Annotated in this window: 17 protein-coding genes; 5 read left to right on the plus strand and 12 right to left on the minus strand. The window is 71.0% G+C overall.

What is annotated here, in order from left to right; genetic code table 11:
- Positions 1-135 precede the first annotated feature (135 nt).
- Entirely contained in the window at positions 136-864 is a 729-nt protein-coding gene (locus PV410_RS23585; RefSeq protein ID WP_500327432.1) for a DinB family protein, read from the minus strand.
- Positions 865-995: 131 nt separating this feature from the next.
- Positions 996-2,021: a C40 family peptidase gene (locus PV410_RS23590; protein ID WP_500327434.1), complete on the minus strand. Its 1,026-nt coding sequence runs from the start codon at positions 2,019-2,021 to the stop codon at positions 996-998.
- Between the two features lie 510 nt (positions 2,022-2,531).
- Here PV410_RS23590 and PV410_RS23595 point away from each other — a divergent pair.
- Positions 2,532-2,801 (plus strand): hypothetical protein, encoded by a 270-nt coding sequence (locus PV410_RS23595; RefSeq protein ID WP_500327435.1) that lies wholly within the window; start codon positions 2,532-2,534, stop codon positions 2,799-2,801.
- 53 nt (positions 2,802-2,854) lie between these two features.
- The gene (locus PV410_RS23600; protein WP_500327437.1) at positions 2,855-3,922 is read left to right on the plus strand and encodes a hypothetical protein; all 1,068 of its coding nucleotides are present in this window, start codon (positions 2,855-2,857) and stop codon (positions 3,920-3,922) included.
- A gap of 118 nt (positions 3,923-4,040) precedes the next feature.
- Here the strand turns inward: PV410_RS23600 and PV410_RS23605 are convergent, their stop codons facing one another.
- Positions 4,041-5,285, minus strand: coding sequence for a phosphodiester glycosidase family protein (locus PV410_RS23605; protein WP_500327438.1), 1,245 nt, complete (start codon positions 5,283-5,285; stop codon positions 4,041-4,043).
- A gap of 171 nt (positions 5,286-5,456) precedes the next feature.
- Here PV410_RS23605 and PV410_RS23610 point away from each other — a divergent pair, with 171 nt between their 5' ends.
- Positions 5,457-5,885: a DUF6210 family protein gene (locus tag PV410_RS23610; protein ID WP_500327439.1), complete on the plus strand. Its 429-nt coding sequence runs from the start codon at positions 5,457-5,459 to the stop codon at positions 5,883-5,885.
- Positions 5,886-6,020: 135 nt separating this feature from the next.
- Here PV410_RS23610 and PV410_RS23615 read toward each other — a convergent pair whose 3' ends face one another.
- The 5 genes from PV410_RS23615 to PV410_RS23635 all read right to left on the minus strand — a co-directional run bounded on the left by PV410_RS23615 (position 6,021) and on the right by PV410_RS23635 (position 10,840).
- Positions 6,021-6,464, minus strand: a complete 444-nt coding sequence (locus PV410_RS23615) for a DUF6210 family protein (protein WP_500327441.1) — start codon at positions 6,462-6,464, stop codon at positions 6,021-6,023.
- Between the two features lie 115 nt (positions 6,465-6,579).
- A complete protein-coding gene (locus PV410_RS23620) occupies positions 6,580-7,809 on the minus strand; it encodes a L,D-transpeptidase (RefSeq protein WP_500327442.1) in 1,230 nt (409 codons plus the stop codon).
- A gap of 26 nt (positions 7,810-7,835) precedes the next feature.
- The gene (locus PV410_RS23625) at positions 7,836-8,642 is read right to left on the minus strand and encodes a L,D-transpeptidase family protein (protein ID WP_500327443.1); all 807 of its coding nucleotides are present in this window, start codon (positions 8,640-8,642) and stop codon (positions 7,836-7,838) included.
- Between the two features lie 390 nt (positions 8,643-9,032).
- Positions 9,033-10,265: a CU044_5270 family protein gene (locus PV410_RS23630; protein WP_500327445.1), complete on the minus strand. Its 1,233-nt coding sequence runs from the start codon at positions 10,263-10,265 to the stop codon at positions 9,033-9,035.
- Complete coding sequence (locus tag PV410_RS23635; protein WP_500327446.1) at positions 10,262-10,840, minus strand: RNA polymerase sigma factor; 579 nt, start codon at positions 10,838-10,840, stop codon at positions 10,262-10,264. Before PV410_RS23635 ends, PV410_RS23630 begins: the two co-directional genes overlap by 4 nt.
- Positions 10,841-11,114: 274 nt before the next feature.
- Between PV410_RS23635 and PV410_RS23640 the strand changes: the two genes are divergently transcribed.
- Positions 11,115-11,735 carry a TetR/AcrR family transcriptional regulator gene (locus tag PV410_RS23640; RefSeq protein WP_500327448.1) on the plus strand — a complete coding sequence of 207 codons (621 nt, stop codon included), beginning with the start codon at positions 11,115-11,117 and terminating at the stop codon, positions 11,733-11,735.
- 66 nt (positions 11,736-11,801) lie between these two features.
- Here PV410_RS23640 and PV410_RS23645 read toward each other — a convergent pair whose 3' ends face one another.
- Both PV410_RS23645 and PV410_RS23650 read right to left on the minus strand, forming a co-directional pair.
- Positions 11,802-12,248 (minus strand): nitroreductase family deazaflavin-dependent oxidoreductase, encoded by a 447-nt coding sequence (locus tag PV410_RS23645; RefSeq protein WP_500327450.1) that lies wholly within the window; start codon positions 12,246-12,248, stop codon positions 11,802-11,804.
- 105 nt (positions 12,249-12,353) lie between these two features.
- A complete protein-coding gene (locus tag PV410_RS23650; RefSeq protein ID WP_500327451.1) occupies positions 12,354-13,058 on the minus strand; it encodes a hypothetical protein in 705 nt (234 codons plus the stop codon).
- A 221-nt stretch (positions 13,059-13,279) separates the two neighbouring features.
- Here PV410_RS23650 and PV410_RS23655 point away from each other — a divergent pair, with 221 nt between their 5' ends.
- A complete protein-coding gene (locus PV410_RS23655; RefSeq protein WP_500327452.1) occupies positions 13,280-14,902 on the plus strand; it encodes a flavin monoamine oxidase family protein in 1,623 nt (540 codons plus the stop codon).
- 387 nt (positions 14,903-15,289) lie between these two features.
- On the opposite strand, the gene PV410_RS23660 is transcribed toward PV410_RS23655, so the two are convergent.
- Together PV410_RS23660 and PV410_RS23665 are read right to left on the minus strand one after the other, a co-directional pair.
- Positions 15,290-15,931 carry a class F sortase gene (locus PV410_RS23660; protein WP_500327454.1) on the minus strand — a complete coding sequence of 214 codons (642 nt, stop codon included), beginning with the start codon at positions 15,929-15,931 and terminating at the stop codon, positions 15,290-15,292.
- Positions 15,932-15,936: 5 nt separating this feature from the next.
- Positions 15,937-16,617, minus strand: a complete 681-nt coding sequence (locus PV410_RS23665) for a DUF4142 domain-containing protein (protein ID WP_500327456.1) — start codon at positions 16,615-16,617, stop codon at positions 15,937-15,939.
- Positions 16,618-16,866: the final 249 nt, after the last annotated feature.

Below are 16,866 nucleotides of genomic sequence, written 5' to 3' on the forward strand. Positions count from 1 at the left end.
CATCAGGGACAAGATCATCGGACACTCCGCAGACCCTGCCGATGAAGATCATTGACTGCCAGCCGACACGCCGATCTCATTCTGAAACGATCAGTAAGGAGGCCCCGGAGAACGATCCCTTCCTGATGGCGAAGATCAACTGGTAAGGGCCCCGGAGGCACCCTTCGCCTGCCACAGGTCGCGGAGCAGGGCGATCTCGGCCATGTGGTGGATGAGTTCCAGGTTGCCGCCCGCGAGCACGGCGACGAACGGCTCGTCGGGGTCGGAGCCGTACGGGTACTGCGAGAAACCGATCGTGTCGAGTTGCTCGTCGGTGACGGTGGCGACACTCTCGCGCCAGCGGTCGATCACCGCCCAGAACCGCTGGAGCGCCACGGCTGCGGAGGGCGTGAAGTCGACGAGCAGCTTGGGCTCGTGCCGCCGTTCGCCGAAGGTCCACTCCCATCCGCCCGCGAAACAGAAGTGCAGGTGCCCCAGGCGCCACGCGATGGTCGTGAACGGTACTCGGTCGGGCTCCGGCGGGCCGGTGTGGGCCAGGACCTGCGCGACCCGTTCGACGCTCACGCTCCAGTCCTCGGCGATCTTGTCGACGGTCATGCCGCCCGCGGCCTGCCGGGCCACCTCCGCGTACTCGCTCGCCGGGATGTCCGGGGCACCCAGGTCGAGCACCCACTCCCCCGGACCGAACGCCCTGGGCGTCGTCGCCTCACACCGCCGACGGACCGACCAGCAACCGGGCACCGGTTCCCACAGGTACTCCTCGTCACCGAGCCCCTCGAGCCGTACCTGGGCCATCTCCCGGGCGTGGTCGAACTGGTCGAGCAGCAAGCCCAGTCGGCCGGTCCGCGCGCCCTCTGTCGCCATGTGTCCGGCTCCCTCCGCGGTCGCGTTCCCTCGCTGCTCACAGGCGAAGCTAACGGCTCACCTCACGGGACGCGACCGATTTCCCGGCCCGCGTCCTCAGCGCTCGGCGCACGGCGCACGGCGCACGGCGCTCAGATGCGGACACCGAACTGGAACGGCATGTTGTTGATGGACTCGTAGCGCACGAGCGTGCCGGTGCGCGGCGCGTGCAGGACCATGCCGTTGCCCGCGTAGAGGCCGACGTGGTGCAGGTCGCCGTAGAACAGGACGAGGTCGCCGGGCGCGAGCTGGCTCATCGACAGGCGCGTGCCCGCGTTGGCCTGCAACTGGGAAGGCCGCGGTATGTGTGCGCCGGCCTGGGCGTAGGCCCAGGAGGTGAGGCCGGAACAGTCGAAGGCATTGGGACCGGACGCGCCGTAGACGTACGGCAGGTTGAGCCTGGTCTTGGCCGCGGCGAGGGCGGCGGCGGCGAGCGAGGAGGCCGGCGGGACGTTGCCCAGGTCGACGCGGTCGTTGGAGCGGTTGGCCCGGTTCTCCGCGGCGGTGAGGGACGCACGCTGGGCGGAGGTCAGCGAGTTGAGGAGCTTCTGCGCCTCGGCCAGCTTCGCCTGGACTTCCTTCTTCTTCTTGCCCAGTTCGGTGCGGGTCTCGTCGAGCTCGTTGAGCTTGCTCGCGGCCTCCGCCTTCTGCTGGTTGAGGGTGCGCTTCTTCTCCGCGATCTGCTGGAGCGCCTCGGCCTGCTTGGTGCTCAGCTGGTCGAGGGTGGACGCCTTGTCGAGGTAGGTGTCCGGGTCGGCGGAGAGGAAGAGCTGCAGCGTCGGGTCGATGCCGCCGCTGCGGTACTGGGCGCTGGCGAGGGTGCCGAGGTCGTCCTGGAGGTCGTTGAGCTCCGACTGCTCGCGGGCCACCTCGTCCTGCAGGTCCTCGACCTGCTTCTGCAGCTTCTGCTGCTTCTCCTTGGCGCCGTTGAACTTCTCGGTCGCCTGCTCGGCCTGCTCGTAGAGACCGTCGACCTTGGCCTTGACGCTCTTGACGGACGGCTTGGCCGGCTCGGCCTGGGCTGCCTGGGCGGACAGGGCGACGGCTGCGGCGGCGGTCGCGGTGAGCACGGTGACACGTGTGCGACCGGCCTGCTTGGGACGACGGTGGGACGCCACTGGCGCGAGCTCCTTCTTCCTCCGGCCGCCTGCCGCACGCGTACGGCACTGGAGAATCGGCGAGGACCTCCGCCGCCATCCCGAATGGATGACCGACCGGGCAGAGGTTCGAGTCACGACACTAATCATTGACTCGAGCCCGAATCAAACCCCTGGAGGGAAAAAGCCGTCCAGCCACTATTTCTTTACCCGCACCATCCTTCGCCACCGATGTGGCACAGGTCACACCCCGAAAAGTTGCCTCAATACCGGGCGCATTTCAGCCACATCCGCATCGACCCTGGATACGCGCCATCAATACCCCTGACGGGATTTCCCACATTCGGGCCGCCGCGAAGTACCGCCTTTCCGGCGGCCGCCGTCGGGCCGTGCAGTTGGGGGCGGTCGCCTCATCCCTGTCCGCGAAGGAGGGGGGATCCACCAAGTGAAGCCCTTGGGAAGCCTGTTGCTGTCAGCAGCGACATCTGCCGCCGTGTTCGTCACCGGGCCTACGGGACGTTCTCCGGCGGCATGGACGTACGGGAGACCTGCGAACTCGTGGCGGGCGAGCATGATGATCCCGACTACAGGGCAGCACACTTCAAGGAGTTCGCCCAGGTCTTTCCCCTGCACAACAAATGCAACGCCTCATACGACCTGGTTCCAGGATGGGTCAACGCGGCCATCCTCGTCCTGGCTCTGGCGACCGTGGTGCTTCTGGGCAAGGCCGTCGCGGGGACCGTCCACCATTTCAGGTACCGTCGACGCGCAACGGCACCCTCTGTCCCTGCCGGCAGCTGACCCTCGCCTTTGCGCACGGGGCTGTGTCAGTGCCCCGCCGCATACTGACGCCCATGCAGATGACGGAACACGCACTCGCTCAGGCATGGCAGCGGACGGTCGCGGGTTCCGACCTGCTCGACGACGCCATGCTCCCGCCGATCGGCACGTCCCCCGACCAGTACGCACGGCGCGCGGGCCATCGCGGCGGCCTCCTCCTCGTCCTGGACGAGGACGGCACGGTGCACGGCTACAACGGCCCCTACCAGGAGGTCTTCGCCACGCGGGACGTGGACCAAGTGCTGTACCACGTCGCCGAGCAAGCGGTCCGTCACCTCGCCGAGCACATCGTGGCCCACTCCCCCGGCCAGGGCGCCGTCGCCAACCTCGTCGCCGGGCAGGCGAAAATGCTGGAGGAGATCAACCCCGCCTGGGCAAGCCGATTCCGCAGCGGCGGCGTGGACGGAACGCAGGCGGCGCGCCCGTGCGGACGCGACCCGCTGGAAGGCCTCGCCTGGATCGCCCGCACCTGGCGGGATCAGGACCCGTACACCAACCTCGTCTTTTTCCGCGGTGACGGCGTCAGCGCCGAGGAGATCGCGCTGCTGTACGGAGCCGACCCGGAACATGTAGCCGCCGGGGCACGTCTGTCAGACCTGCACCGCATCGATGGCCACGACCGCGGCCACTGGGACACCGCCTGGACGTCCTGCTGCTTCGGGCAGGCGGGCGACTGGGCGTTCCTGATGTACCACGAGACGCCGCCCGGCATCCGGGCAGGCGCAGCGGAGCTCTCCCGGCTCGGCGTCACCGAGACGGTGTGCCTGAGCGCCTGCTCCGCGAAGGCCATCTACACCTTCGACTACACGCGCGACGGCGCCCGTGTCGACGACGACTGGGGCGTGCTGGAACTGATCGGGTACCACCGGGGCCAGGCCCCCTACTACCGGGGCGGCCGGCTCGACTTCCTCAACCAGGCCATACGCCGTGCCGAGCTGGACCACCCCGAGCTGACCGACGCGTTCGAACTGTACTTCCACGCCCTGGACGACGCGCTGGGTCTGCGACTTCCCCAACGGGACATCGAGGAGGGAACGGTCCGGGCCGCGCTGTGGGCACCGCGGGCCCCGGGCCGGGGTTGACGGTCCGGCGGGTCCGGCTCCCGGGACACCGGCTCCGCCCGCTCGCCCGCTCGCCCGCCCGCCCGGCGCGTCCGCGCGTGCACCCGGGCGGCGGCGACGCCACCCGGGTGCGGCCGGGTCATTCGCGCGAGAACAGCCCGATGCCTTCGGGAATCGCGCGCTCGGCGCCGCCCGTGGGGTGGTTCCGGACGACCGGCGTGCCCGACAGGGGATCACGGGTCACGAGGGTGGAGGAGCCCCCGCCGTCCAGGTTCACGCCGTCGTCGGCGCCCACGGCCTGGAAGACTCCGGCCAGTTCGGCGACCGTCAGTCCGGCGCCCGCCTCCGCGCTGCCGTCCAGCACCAGGAGGTGGAGCAACCGGCCGTCGTCGCCGATGGCGGCTCCGGTCCTGGTCGCCACGGCCTTGTCGTCCAGGCCGGGCAGCGGCGCGCCGTCGCGCAGGACGGGATAGCCGCCGACCGCGAACTTCAACCGCTTGCCGCTGGTGCTCCGCAGCTTGTCGGAGACGCGGACGCGCTCGCCCGACCGGAGCGTACGGAGCGCCGCCGCCCCGCCTTCGCGGCCGACCAGGACCACCGTGCCGGGCTCGATGGCGCCGGCGCCGATCGTGTCGGACCCCGAGACCACCCGGCCGTCCCGCACCGTCACCTCATAGGCGTCCGTGGTGCAGTCGGCGGCGCGCAGGGTGTCGGTGCCGCACACGGCGCGCCGGCGCGACACGTCTCCCCACCGCGAGTCGAAGGCACCGATCCCGCCTTCGGGGATCGCGTACTGGTTCAGCCCCTCGAGGTCGAACCGCTTGCCCTTCTGGGCACGGACCGTGCCGTCGAGGGTGAGTTCGTCCAGCCGTGCCTTGTGGTTGTAGCCGACGCCGATGACGTCGCGGGTCGACGTCCCGGGCGGCAGACCCGGTCCGAAGCGCTGACCGTTCGGTACGGCCGCCTTGAGCGCCACGCCGTCGGAGACCGCCGGTCCGACCGCGGAGCCGGTCGCCTGGACGCCAGGGTGCTGGGTCTCGTCGATGTTGAAGAAGTCGGCGTTGACACCGGCCACCGCCCCCTGTGCCGCCGCCAGTTGGGACAGCTTGGCGCGGGAGGCGACCTTCCCCGGTGAGAGCAGGCCCACCGAGACATGGTGGTCGCGCAGATCGGCGGTGACCACATGGCCGGTGACCGTGCCGTGCGACGCGGTCACCGAGAAGGACCGGTAGGTGATGCCCGGCGCGATCGTCACGCCGTCCGCCATCCGGACCCGCTCGACGGCGTTCGCCTGGCCGGCCCCTGAGCCGAGCAGCATCGTCGTCGTGATCACCGCCGCCGCGGAAACGGCTGCCCCGCGGACCCGGCCGTTCGTTCTCGTCATCTGATGTCCCGTCGTATGTGCGTGCATGACGCACGAGTACTGGCCGGAGCCATCAGAAGGGGCTTGGGAGACGTGCCGGTGGCAATCTCCTGACGGGTCGACGAATCCTGGCGGGCCGTGGGCACACAAATGCCCTTGAGCTCACGGCCGGTGGCCACGGAGAGTGGGTCCATGGGTTCTCGGCGCTTCGTCTTCCTCGATCCCGACGGCATCAGCGCCGGCGGCTGGCTGTACGCGGTGGTCGAGGCGAGGACCGGGGTCTTCTACCAGCAGCAGTACGGGGGAACGGCCTGTCGGCAGGGGCAGGTCGAGGGCTTCCTTGTGCCGCTGCACGGCCCCGATGAGCTGGCCGCGCTACGTGAGCTGTTCGAGAAGGATTTCCGCGGAACCGGAACCTGGAACCACACCTGGCCGGATGACGAGCGGGGCCGGCTCCGTGGTGCCATCGGCGCCCTCCGCTACTGGGCGTCCGACGGCACCACGGAGGAGCCGCATCCGCTGCGGCTGGACGAGAGCCGGATCCGTGAGGCCGATGAGGCCTGGGTGCCGGTGATCACACCGGACGGCCCCGCGGTGCTGATGTGGTGCAACTCGGACTGAACGCCGCGATCACCTGTGTGCCCTGTGCCGGCTGAACCAGGCCGCAGGGGCGCGGTGTTCTCCGGTCGAGCGAAGCGCCTCTCGGCGACCGTCACGGGTGTCTCCATCCGGTCCGCCCGCCGGCGCTTGGGGTCGCTAATCGGAGTTCTCCCACACGAGGACCCCGGGACCATCCGGTGTCACCACCGGAACCCACGCCTCGTCCACCTCGGAGAGCCGGGATTCGTCGAGCATGAGCGGCGCAGGGAAGACGTCGTCCCGGTTCGCGGAGCCGAAGACGTGGAAGGCGACCGCTGCCCTCAGCCGATCGAGCAGGTCCGCCGGCCAGTCCAGCCCTCTGGCCCCGGTCCCCTGCAGCTCCCCGACGAAGATCTCCTTCAGCTCGTCGTCCAGCCCCCGCCCGAAGACCGGGATCAGGAAACCCTCTTGCTCGTACCGGATGCAGCCGTAGCCCCCACCCTGGTTCTGGTAGACCACGCCGGTGGGTGCCGCCACGATGACGAAGACCCAGCCGTGACCGGAACCTGTGTCAAGAGGGTCAAGGAAGATGTGCCGCTTGCCACCGTCTGCGTCAGTCATGATCAGGAGGATCGCACGGAAGTGCGAGTCGGCTCACGACCGCCCGGGCTCCGGGTGCGTCGCCGGAGACGGACTGGACGCGCCGGACCATCGACGGCCGGCCCGGCAGGCACGCCTACGCGAGGGCCGAGCCGGCCTTCCACTGCTCCCAGGGCATGTTCCAGCCGTTGAGGCCGTTGTCGGGGGCGATCGTGTGGTCGTGGGAGTGCTTGACGACGACCACGTCGCCGATGAGGGAGTTGTTGTAGAACCACGCCGCGTCCTGCCCGGAGTCGCCGCCGCCTTGGACGTCGTTCAGGCCCACGCAGCCGTGGCTCACGTTGGACTTCCCGAAGACGGAGTCGTTCGCCCAGTAGTTGCCGTGGATGAAGGTGCCGGAGGTGGACAGGCGCATCGCGTGCGGGACGTCGGGGATGTCGTACTCCCCCGCGTATCCCACGGTGGCGCCGTCCATGCGGGTGGAGATGAGCTTCTGGGAGATCACCATCTGCCCGTTGTACGTGGTGCTGCCCGGTGCGCCGGAGGTGATCGCGATCGTGCGGACGGTGCTGCCGTCGCGCTCGACGCGCATGGTGTGGGCGGCGGCGTCGACGGTGGAGACCTGACGGCGGCCGACGGTGAAGCGGACCGTCTTGTCCTGGGTCCCGTAGGCGTTCGCGGCGCCCTTCACGCCGTCCAGGCGCAGGCTCAGGGTGACCTCGGTGTGCGCCTTCCAGTACGTCTGGGGGCGCAGGTCCAGGCGCTGGTCGCCGAACCAGTGGCCGACGACCTCCTGGTCGCCGTCGCTGGTGACGCGTATGCCGCGTTCGACGGCCGCCTTGTCGGTGACCGGCTTGTTGAAGGTCAGGGACACGGGCATGCCGACGCCGACGGTCGAGCCGTCCTCGGGGGTGAAGGTGCCGATGAGGCGCTCGTCCTTCGTGAGCGTGGTGAACGACAGGCGCCGGGTCTGCGTCCGTCCGGCTTCGTCCGAGGCGTGGACGACGAGCCGGTACGAGGTGCCGTGGGCCAGGGTGCCGTCCGGGGACCAGCGGCGGTGGTCGGCGGCGACGGTGCCGCGTACCGGATCTCCGCCCGCGGTGGTGAGGGTGACGGACGAGATCTTCCCGCCGGAGACCTCGACGTCGCCCGCGCTGCGGATGGATGCGTGCCGTTCGCCGTCGGTGGCGCCCGTGGTGAGGCGGAAGGCGGCCGACGCGGCCCGCAGCTCGGGCGAGGTGGCCGTGGACGGCGCCGTCCCTTGCGCGGCGGGCGCGGTGGCGGGCTGCTGGCCCGCGCAGGCGGTGAGCACCGACGCCCCGGCGACGGCAAGGGCGATCACGGTGCGGTGGGGAAGGGACGACACGCTTACTCCTGTGGACCGCGGAACTGTCATCGGGCGAGAGAGGCCGCGTCGCCCATGACGACGACGGGGTGGTCGGCGGGGTCGAGGGCCTGCAGCAACTGCTTCATGTGCGTCTTGGAGACGCTGACGCACGCGTGCGTGGGGCCGCCGTGGTCGACGTGGATCCATATGCCGCCGCCACGGTTCGCGCCCATCGGCTGGGCGCCGTTCATCGGCGACGTACCTGGCTGGCGGTTGTAGTTGATGGCGATCACGTAGTCGAAGGAACCGGCGAGCGGTTCGCCCAAGAAGCCGGTATCACTGATGGAGAAGGCTCCGGAACGGTGGTAGGGCAGCTTGGTGCCGGGGTCGGCGAGCCGTCCGCCGGCGTCGGTGAGACCGAACACCCCTATGGGGCTGTGCAGATCGCCGGCGTAGTGCTCGTCGGTCCAGCCCTTGTAGCCGTTGTGCGCGGCCCATTCCGCGCCCGGACGCCAGCCGCCGTCGACACGCTCCCAGAGCACGACCTTCGAGGACGACGACTTCTTGCCGGCTCCCGTGACGAGGACGACCTGCCGGGTGCGGGCCGGGATCTGCGACAGGGTCTTGGGGCCGAGCCCCGGCAGTTGGGCGGGGTACTGCGGCTTCGGAGGCTTCGGCGATCCCGTCGTCCGCGGTGTGGCGGGGGCGCCCGCCGGCTGACCCGTCGCCGGGTCGGGGGCGTCCTGGACGACGGAGGCCGTCTCGGGGGAAGGCGTGGGGTTGGCCTCGGGCAGGTGCTGGTAGGCGGCGATGCCGAGCGAGGAGACGATGACCGCCGCGGTCGCCGATATGTAGGGCCTGTGGAGGCGCATGGGTGCTGGCTTTCTCACGAGGGCGGGAAGTCGGGGGCGGCCCCGTGGCGGGGCGCGCGGTTCCGGCCGGGGACCGGACGGTGTCGGTGGGTGATGCGGCACGCCGGGCGTCAGCGTCCGTGTCATGGGGGCGGCCCTGGGCCGCGAAGGGGGTCTCACACCCGTTCAACCGGGCGGACTCCAGTTCGGGTTGCCCGGATGTCGGGGACCCGGGCCGGGACGCCCGGGAAACGGGACATGCCGGTCATGCCGGCCGTCGCCCGGGGATCCGCCGCGGCGCGTCAGCGGCGGATCCCCGGGTCCGTCAGTCGGTGCTCGCCGGGGGCGGGGCACCTTTGTGCGTACTCCTGGTGGGCCGGGCAGAGCGCGGCCACGGGCTCAGCTGCGGGCTCAGCTGCGGGCGTTCTCCGGCACGGTGATCTGGTGCTCGCCCCAGCTCATCCTGGTCGTCGCGTTGTAGTTCACCGTCGTACCGGCGACGAGCCCGGCTTCCTCGGCCCGGGCGGACGGTTCGGCCAGGACGAGCACGTCACTGAGCATGGCGCCGGTGGACGGGTCCACGATCAGCCGCTCCCGGGTCGTGCCCAGCGGTCCCGGGTAGCTGATGGGGAAGTCGACCCCGACACCCTCGCGTCCCAGGGGATCGGTGACGCGCCCGGTCACCCGGACTCCGGGCAGTTCCGCCATCACCCGGTACGCGGCCGCCCGGACGGCGGGCTTCACGGGCATCGTGATGAGGTTGCCGGCCTGGCGCAGGATCCAGGCGCTGCGCGCCGAGGCGCCGGTGTCGGCGCCGCCGTCCTGCGCGTACAGCCGCTCCAGGTAGCGGCGCAGTTCCGCGCTGGTGGAGGGCAGTGCGCGCAGGTCCTTGTAGGTGACGTTGTGCGGGCCGACGGCGTAGATCTTGTCGTCGACGTTCGTCCGCATGACCATGGGCCGCCGCCCGGTGCCCATCACGGTGACGAGTTTGCCGGTCCCGGTCTTCTTCCCGACCTGGAACTCCACCGTGCCGGGCGAGCCAGCGGCCTGCCAGCGGGCCTTGTCGGCCGCGGTCCGGGGCTCGGTCACGGAGTCCACGCCGGAGACCATCAGGCTCCCGGTTCCGGGCCGCACGCCCACCGACCACTCGTCGGTCGACGCGCTGCGCACGGCGAAGAGGTGACCCTCGTCACCGGCGACGTCCACGTTCTCCGAGCGCGTGGTCGTCTGCCAGTAGGTTCCCTCGGCGACCGAGGTCTCCGCCTGCCGGGCCGCACTGAGCAGTTCGATGTGGCCGTCGACACGGATGTCCGCGCCGGTGCCCGGGATCTCCGTCCCGGCGGAGGACCGCGGCTGGGCGGCCTGCCGGTCCGCCGGCTCCTGCCAGTCGAGCGCGCCCACGGCCACCACGGACGCCGCCACGGCTGCCAGGGCCACCGCTCCCAGCGGCCGGAACCCGCTCCTGCGGCGCGGCGCGAGGAAGCGCGCCGCGGGGCCGTCCGTCGCTCCGGCGACGATGCGTGCGAGGTCCTCCCGCTGCCGCGCGGGGTCCACGAGCCGGGACGGGTCCAGTTCGTCGGGCCGTGCGTCCGCGAGCACCTTCATGACGTCGGGCCGCCCGGACGGCTTGTGGGTGTTCTTCACGCGGGTGCTCCTTGGCGGTGAGTGGGGTACGAGGTCTCTGCGGAGGTCGCGGACGGCGGCTCTGCCACGGGCTCCGCCGGAGGCGCAGCGTCCAGGGCCTTCTCCAGCCGGCGGCGCGCCCGGAAGAGCCGGACGGTCAGCGTCGCGGTGGTGCAGTCCAGGACCTGGGCCGCTTCCTTGGCGCTCAGGCCGTGCCAGGCGATCAGCGTCAGCAGTTCCCGGTCGGCCTCGGGCAGGCTCGCGAGTGCCTGCAGCGCGTCGTGCCGGTCCGTGACCTGCGCCGCAACGTCACCGGTGCCGGTCCGGGCGCCGCTGCTGATGCGCCGTGCCTCCTCGGCGGCCAGGAGGTACTGGTGGGCGTCCCGGCGACGCAGTTCACGCACCAGGTTGCGGGCCACACCCAGGAGCCACGGCAGTGCCGGATGAGGGATGTCGCGCACCCGCCGCCAGGCGACGGTGAACGTCTCGCTGGTGATGTCCTCCCCTACCTGCCGTCCGACCAGGCTGGTGGCGTAGGCAAGGACACGCGGATGGCACTCCTCGTAGACGTCCCTGAAGTGCTGGGCATGTGTCACGCGCCGTCCCCTCATCTCTGCTCTCTCACCATGCAGTGAGCGCCGAGGCGCGTTTCTTACATCCCGGATCGAGAATTTCCGTGGATGTGGTCCACATCACGCCGGGGAGCCGGAGCCTGACACCGCCTGGCCCGGAAGGCGTCGGGACGGCGTGAAGGCGGGGATCCGCCGCCCCCCGATGGCTAGGGGGGCGGCGGATCCCCGCCTTCACGCACCGCCGGTCCCGGCGGTCGCGGCGGTCAGTAGCCCGCGGTCAGGGCGCCGTGAGGAAGCCATGACGAACCCGGTGGTCAGGCCGATGCGCAGCGATGCCGCGCGCAGCAGGAAACTGCTGGTGAGCGCGGCGTCCGAGGCATTCGCCGAGCACGGCACCGAGGTGTCCGTGGCCCAGATCGCGGAGCGGGCGGGGATCGGCAAGGGAACCGTGTTCCGGCACTTCCCCACGAAGGACGATCTTCTGGCGGCGATCGTCTGCGAGAAGATGCACGCCCTCGCCGCGACCGGTGAGCGCCTCGCACAGGCCGAGGACCCGGCGGAGGAGCTGCGCGAATTCATGAGCGCCGCCGTCGAGCTGCAGGTGCAGGACCGCGCCTTCTGCCAGGTCGTCCACGGGGGGGCCGATGATCACGCCGAGGTGCGCGAGAGCCAGGAACGGGTGAGCGCCGTCACCGAGGCCCTGACCGACCGGGCCCGCCGGCACGGTGCCGTCCGCCAGGACGTGACCGGGCAGGACGTCATGCTGCTGATGAGCGGGATCCCCCTGACCGTCTCACGTGTGCACACGACGCAACCGCACCTGTGGCGGCGCTACCTGCGCCTGGTCTTCGACGGCATGCAGGCCGCCGACGGCCCGGCCCTGCCGGGCCCCCCGCCCCACGCCGGGACCCCGGACTGACGCCGCCGGCACACGGACGACGGCCGCCGCCCCGTCGTGGGGCGGCGGCCGTCGGGGCGGGGCAGGTCAGTGGGGTGCGGCCGCCGGTTCCAGGACGAATAGCGGGATCTCCCGGTCGGTGTTCTTCTGGTACTCCGCGTAGTCGGGCCACGCCTCCACCGCGCGCTCCCACCACGCGGCGCGCTCGTCGCCCGTGACCTCACGGGCCGTCATGTCCTGGCGCACAGGGCCGTCCTGCAGTTCCACCCGGGGGTCAGCGACCAGGTTGTGGTACCAGACCGGGTGCTGGGGGGCGCCACCCTTCGAAGCCACGACGGCGTAGCTGCCGTCGTGCTCCACGCGCATGAGCGGTGTCTTGCGGATCCTGCCCGACTTGGCGCCCAGCGTCGTCAGCACGATCACGGGCTTGCCGCGCAGCGTGGTCCCCTCGGTCCCTCCGGAACCCTCGTACAGCTCGACCTGGTCCCGGACCCATTGCTCGGGGCTCGGCTGGTACTCACCGACCAAAGGCACGTCGTTCTCCCATCTCGGCATGCGACATCGACAACCTCAACATCCTCACCCACCCCGCGCCTTCCCGGCGGCAGCCCCGCTTCGCGCCGCCGGTCCCGCCGCCGATCACCCGGATGGCGGCCGCACGCCCGGCTGGAGCGCGAGCCGAGCGGCCGCGTCGGGCGGGCCGGCCGGTTGCGGGAGCACCTCGCCGCACGGGAGCGGATCGCGTGAAGCACCGCCCGCGCAGGCGGCCACTGCCATGTCCAGGCCGTCGAACCCGGTCTCCAGGGGGCCGAGTTCCACGAGGCTGGGGAGACCGATGGTCTTCTGACCGGGACACCGTTCGTCGAGCACGCGGGTGGGCAGCACGTAGAAGGTCCACTGGCCGAGGTCGAGCGGGTCAAGGGTCTGCTTCTCCTTGTGGCGCAGCAGGCAGAAGACGTACACGTCCGACTGACGCAGTGCATCCACCGAAGTGGTGTCCGTCGGAGCGTCCCAGCCGCATGCCGGTGCGATGGAGAACGAGATCCGGGAAAGCCGGGATTGCGCCCACGACTGCAGGTACGCCGCCGATTTGACCTCGACGCGCCATCCCGTGGGCGTGCGGATGTCGACGGAGTCCCATTCGGTGCGGGTACCGTCCGCAGCGCCCAGGGCCGTGGCGACGAGGTACTCGGCCAGGACGCCTCGCAGGGTGTTGTTGGCCAGGTCGGAACACGCCCAGCTCCAGAACTCGCCGAGGGTCGCGACGGATGCGCCGTCGGCCCTGATCGGCTCGCTGCCGCTGCGGCGCCGAATGACCTGCGCGCCGAGCCCGACACGGTCCATGCTCTTCCCGCCGTCCGCCCACTGCCGTAACGGCGACAGAACTACCACAGCCTGCGGTGCTCCACCGGGCGACAGCTCCGCGGACCTCTCTCGGCCGGGTGTTGCGTCCGTTCACACGCCCGCGGCAGGCGAAATCGCTCTGTCATGTTCCGGCCACATCATCCGTAACAGGCCGCCCTGAAGATCGGCGTGCACACCGGCAGATCGAGAGAGGGCGACTCATGACACAGGGGCAGCCGACAGGACTCGACCGCAGGGGATTTCTGCGCGCCGTCGGCATCACCGGCGGCGCCGGGGCGATGTTCGCCACCATGGGCGCGCTGGGGCTCGCGCCGACCGCCGAGGCGGCCGGACGCGGCGCCGACTTCCGCGCGCCGAGCGCGGCCGACTTCCACCTCACCGGACGCAGGGCGGGCAAGGTCGTCGTCTTGGGCGCGGGCCTGGCCGGGCTGACGGCCGCTTACGAACTGGGCAAGGCCGGATACGACTGTACGATCCTGGAGCCGCGCGACCGGCCCGGCGGCCGCAACTACACCGTGCGCGGCGGGGACACCCACACCGACCTCGATGGGCGTACCCAGACCGCCCGGTTCTCCCAGGGCCAGTACCTCAACGCCGGGCCGGCCCGGCTGGCCCAGTGGATGGTCACCCTCGACTACTGCCGGGAACTCGGCGTCCCCATCGAGGTCTTCACCAACGCCAACGCCGACGCGTACATCTACCACGAGTCGGCGGGCATGCCGCCCGGGCAGCCGGTGCGGTACCGCACCGCCAAGGCGGACACCTTCGGGTACGTCAGCGAACTCCTCGCCAAGGCCACCGACCAGGGCGCGCTGGACCAGGATCTGACCGCCCAGGACAAGGAGCGGCTGCTGTCGTTCCTGGAGGGCTTCGGCGAGATCGGCGGACGGTCCGAGGGCTGGGCGTACACCGGCGGCGCCAACCGGGGCTTCACCACCTGGCCCGGCGCCGCCGGCACCCCCGGGAGCCTGCTCGGTGACCTGCCCACGGCCTCCGAGGTCTTCGCCTCGGGTGTCGGGCGGCACTTCGCGTTCGAGTTCGAGTACGACCAGGCGATGCTGATGTTCCAGCCCGTCGGCGGCATGGACCGGATACCCAGGGCCTTCGCCCGCGCCATCGGCGATCGCCGGATCCACTACGGCTGCCAGGCCACGTCGCTGGTGCAGTCGGCCGGCGGCGTCACCGTCGGCTACACCGACCCCACCGGACGGCAGCGGCAGGTCGAGGCGGACTACTGCGTCGCCGCCATGCCGCCCCATCTGCTCGCCAAACTGCCGCACAACCTCGGTCCCGACGTGCAGACGGCGCTCACCACCATCCGCCCCTCGTCCGCCGGCAAGATCGGACTGGAGTACCGCAGCCGCTGGTGGGAGACCGACCACCGCATCTACGGCGGCATCACCGAGACCGACCTGGACCTGTCCCACATCTGGTACCCGTCCTACGGCCACCACGGCAAGCGCGGCGTCATCGTCGGCTACTACAACACCGGGGCCAACGCCGACGCCTATGCCGCGTTGACCCCCGCCGAACGCGAGGCGCGTGCCGTCATGCAGGGCGTGAAGATCCACGGCGAGAAGTACCGGAGCGAGCTGGCGAACTCCTTCTCCATCGCCTGGAAGCGCGTCCGCCACCTCGAAGGCGCCTGGCACAGCATCCCGGGTGGCACCGACGCCGCCGTCTACAGACCCCTGAACGAACCCACCGGACGTGTCCTGTACGCCGGCGACTGGCTGTCCTACATGGACGCCTGGCAGCACGGCGCCATCCTCTCCGCCCGCAAGGCCGTCACCGCGTTGCACAGCCGCGCCCTGAAGGCCTGACCGCCCGTCGCCACGGGCAGAGGCGCTCGGCCGGGGAGACCCGGCCGAGCGCCCGTCCATGCCGCTCGCGGCCCACTTCGTCAGGTAGGCGTCGACGATCGTCTCGGTGACGGTGTTGCCCACGCGGTCGGCCGCCTCCGCCGTGAACGAGACGGTGCCGCCCGCCTTGGGGTGGGCGACCTCCACCCGGCCGTCGCGGACGGCCGTCTTCTCCCAGTGGGCGCCCTCCACGGTGACCGGCACCCGCACCTCGGCCCGCGCCTTGCCCGTGTTGTCCAGGGACAGCGCGGGGGTGAAGCGCACGACCGAGGTGGGGATCTCGGTGATCCCCTCCGCGTACGCGGAGGAGAACCTCACCAGGGCCCGGCGCTCAGCCACCAGCTCCGGCTACCCCCACCGCATGCTCGGGCCCAGCGGGCCGGGGGTGCGTTCTTCGGTCGGCGTTGCGTACAGCACGAGGTTGCGTTCGTAGCGGCGTGCCGCGCGATCGTAGGGACCGGCGCAGGTGATCAAAGCCAGCCGGTGGGGGCCGGCGCGTGTGAAGAGGTCACGTGGCAGACGCTCCTGCTGGTACGTGCGCCGGGCGGTGACCCGGTACAGGCGTACCTTGGCGTCCGCTCCTGTCACGGTGATGGGGCCTCCCACCGGGATGTCGTACAGTGCGGCGAAGGTGCCCAGCCCGTCTTCGCGGCTGTCGACATGACCCGCTATCAAGACCGTGCCGGTCGCCGCGCCCAGCGGGGCCCCCAGTGCCCACCATCCGCCGGTGTGGAGGTCTTCCGGCAGGTCGAGAGCACCGTCGGCCCGGGCGGCGACGGGTACGACGACGGCGTCGAGACCGGCCGGGCCATGGATGCGGGTGGGTGGCGACGCCTCTTGGTCGTCGGAGGCGGGGCGGTGCACGCCGGCGGGCAGGGTGCCCGAGTCGGTGACGCCCAGTTGCGGCGTGGTCCATGTCAGCCAGCCGGCGGCCGCAGCGCCCAGACCGCAAAGTGTCATCACAGCGGCGGCCGACCGGTGGCGTTCCACGGGTTCTAGCTCTTCCCGGCCGTTCGGCGGCGGATGCGCAGGAGCCAGGCCGCTCCACCGGCGGTGAGCAACGCGCCTCCGGCCACGCCGACCATGCCCGCGGTGGTGGCCGAGCCTTGCGCAGCGGCGAACTGGCCCCCGGATCCGGCGTGGACCATGCCGGTGCCCGAAGGGGCGTGGCAGGTGCCGCCGCGGACCATCTCCAGGTGCATGGCCACCACCGGACGGGCGCTGCGGGCGGCTGCCACCACTTCGGCGTTGCTTCCCGCCTTGATCTCCCGGTCGATCAACGCGAGGGTCTCGCGGTGCCCGACGTCCTCGGTGCTGAGCCATGCCGCGTCGTACGCCGGGCTGCCCGCCTTCGCCTGCACCTCGGCCAGCCCCTTGTCCTGCGCGCTGGACGGCGACGCAGGCAGCGTCACCTTCAGCTTGCCCGCGAGCATCTTCACATCCGCGTCGAGCTTGCTGTGGTCTTGGACGAGCACCTCGCCGACCTGCTTCACGCACTCGCTCGTCGCATGGCTCTGTGCGTCGTTCCCAGCCGCGATCTCGGCGAGGTTCCCTTGGTGGACCTTCGCCAGGAACGTCGTGTCCTGGTCGGTCAGCCCCGCAGCGAACGCCTGGGGCGTTGCTATGCCGGACAATGCCGCCGCCGCCACGGCGGCAGCAAGCAGTCGTGTACGCATCGGTACTGCTCCCTTCGAGCCGGTGGGGCTGCCAAGGCGGCACCACACCGGTGGTCAGAACGGGGCGCATGGCACAGCGCCCCCGGACAGATGGCTGCCACCCCGGCGCCCCGCCGTACCGGTGAAGTCCGGTGGCTCACCCGTCGAGCCGATGTGCGCGTGCGCCGCCCGTGAAACGACCGCCCAGCCGCATCGCCGGTGCATCGCCAGGCGGTGATCCGGATGAGTCCGACGGCCGCGGCCGGTCTG

This window comes from Streptomyces sp. PA03-5A, from assembly GCF_033792725.1.
Lineage (GTDB): Bacteria > Actinomycetota > Actinomycetes > Streptomycetales > Streptomycetaceae > Actinacidiphila.

Excerpts from the sequence above, each read along its gene's own strand:
- PV410_RS23585 (WP_500327432.1), bottom strand. The coding sequence starts at position 864 with ATGGCGACAGAGGGCGCGCGGACCGGCCGACTGGGCTTGCTGCTCGAC.
- PV410_RS23595 (WP_500327435.1), top strand. The coding sequence starts at position 2,532 with ATGGACGTACGGGAGACCTGCGAACTCGTGGCGGGCGAGCATGATGAT.
- PV410_RS23600 (WP_500327437.1), top strand. The coding sequence starts at position 2,855 with ATGCAGATGACGGAACACGCACTCGCTCAGGCATGGCAGCGGACGGTC.
- PV410_RS23605 (WP_500327438.1), bottom strand. The coding sequence starts at position 5,285 with ATGACGAGAACGAACGGCCGGGTCCGCGGGGCAGCCGTTTCCGCGGCG.
- PV410_RS23610 (WP_500327439.1), top strand. The coding sequence starts at position 5,457 with ATGGGTTCTCGGCGCTTCGTCTTCCTCGATCCCGACGGCATCAGCGCC.
- PV410_RS23615 (WP_500327441.1), bottom strand. The coding sequence starts at position 6,464 with ATGACTGACGCAGACGGTGGCAAGCGGCACATCTTCCTTGACCCTCTT.
- PV410_RS23625 (WP_500327443.1), bottom strand. The coding sequence starts at position 8,642 with ATGCGCCTCCACAGGCCCTACATATCGGCGACCGCGGCGGTCATCGTC.
- PV410_RS23640 (WP_500327448.1), top strand. The coding sequence starts at position 11,115 with ATGACGAACCCGGTGGTCAGGCCGATGCGCAGCGATGCCGCGCGCAGC.
- PV410_RS23650 (WP_500327451.1), bottom strand. The coding sequence starts at position 13,058 with ATGGACCGTGTCGGGCTCGGCGCGCAGGTCATTCGGCGCCGCAGCGGC.
- PV410_RS23655 (WP_500327452.1), top strand. The coding sequence starts at position 13,280 with ATGACACAGGGGCAGCCGACAGGACTCGACCGCAGGGGATTTCTGCGC.
- PV410_RS23665 (WP_500327456.1), bottom strand. The coding sequence starts at position 16,617 with ATGCGTACACGACTGCTTGCTGCCGCCGTGGCGGCGGCGGCATTGTCC.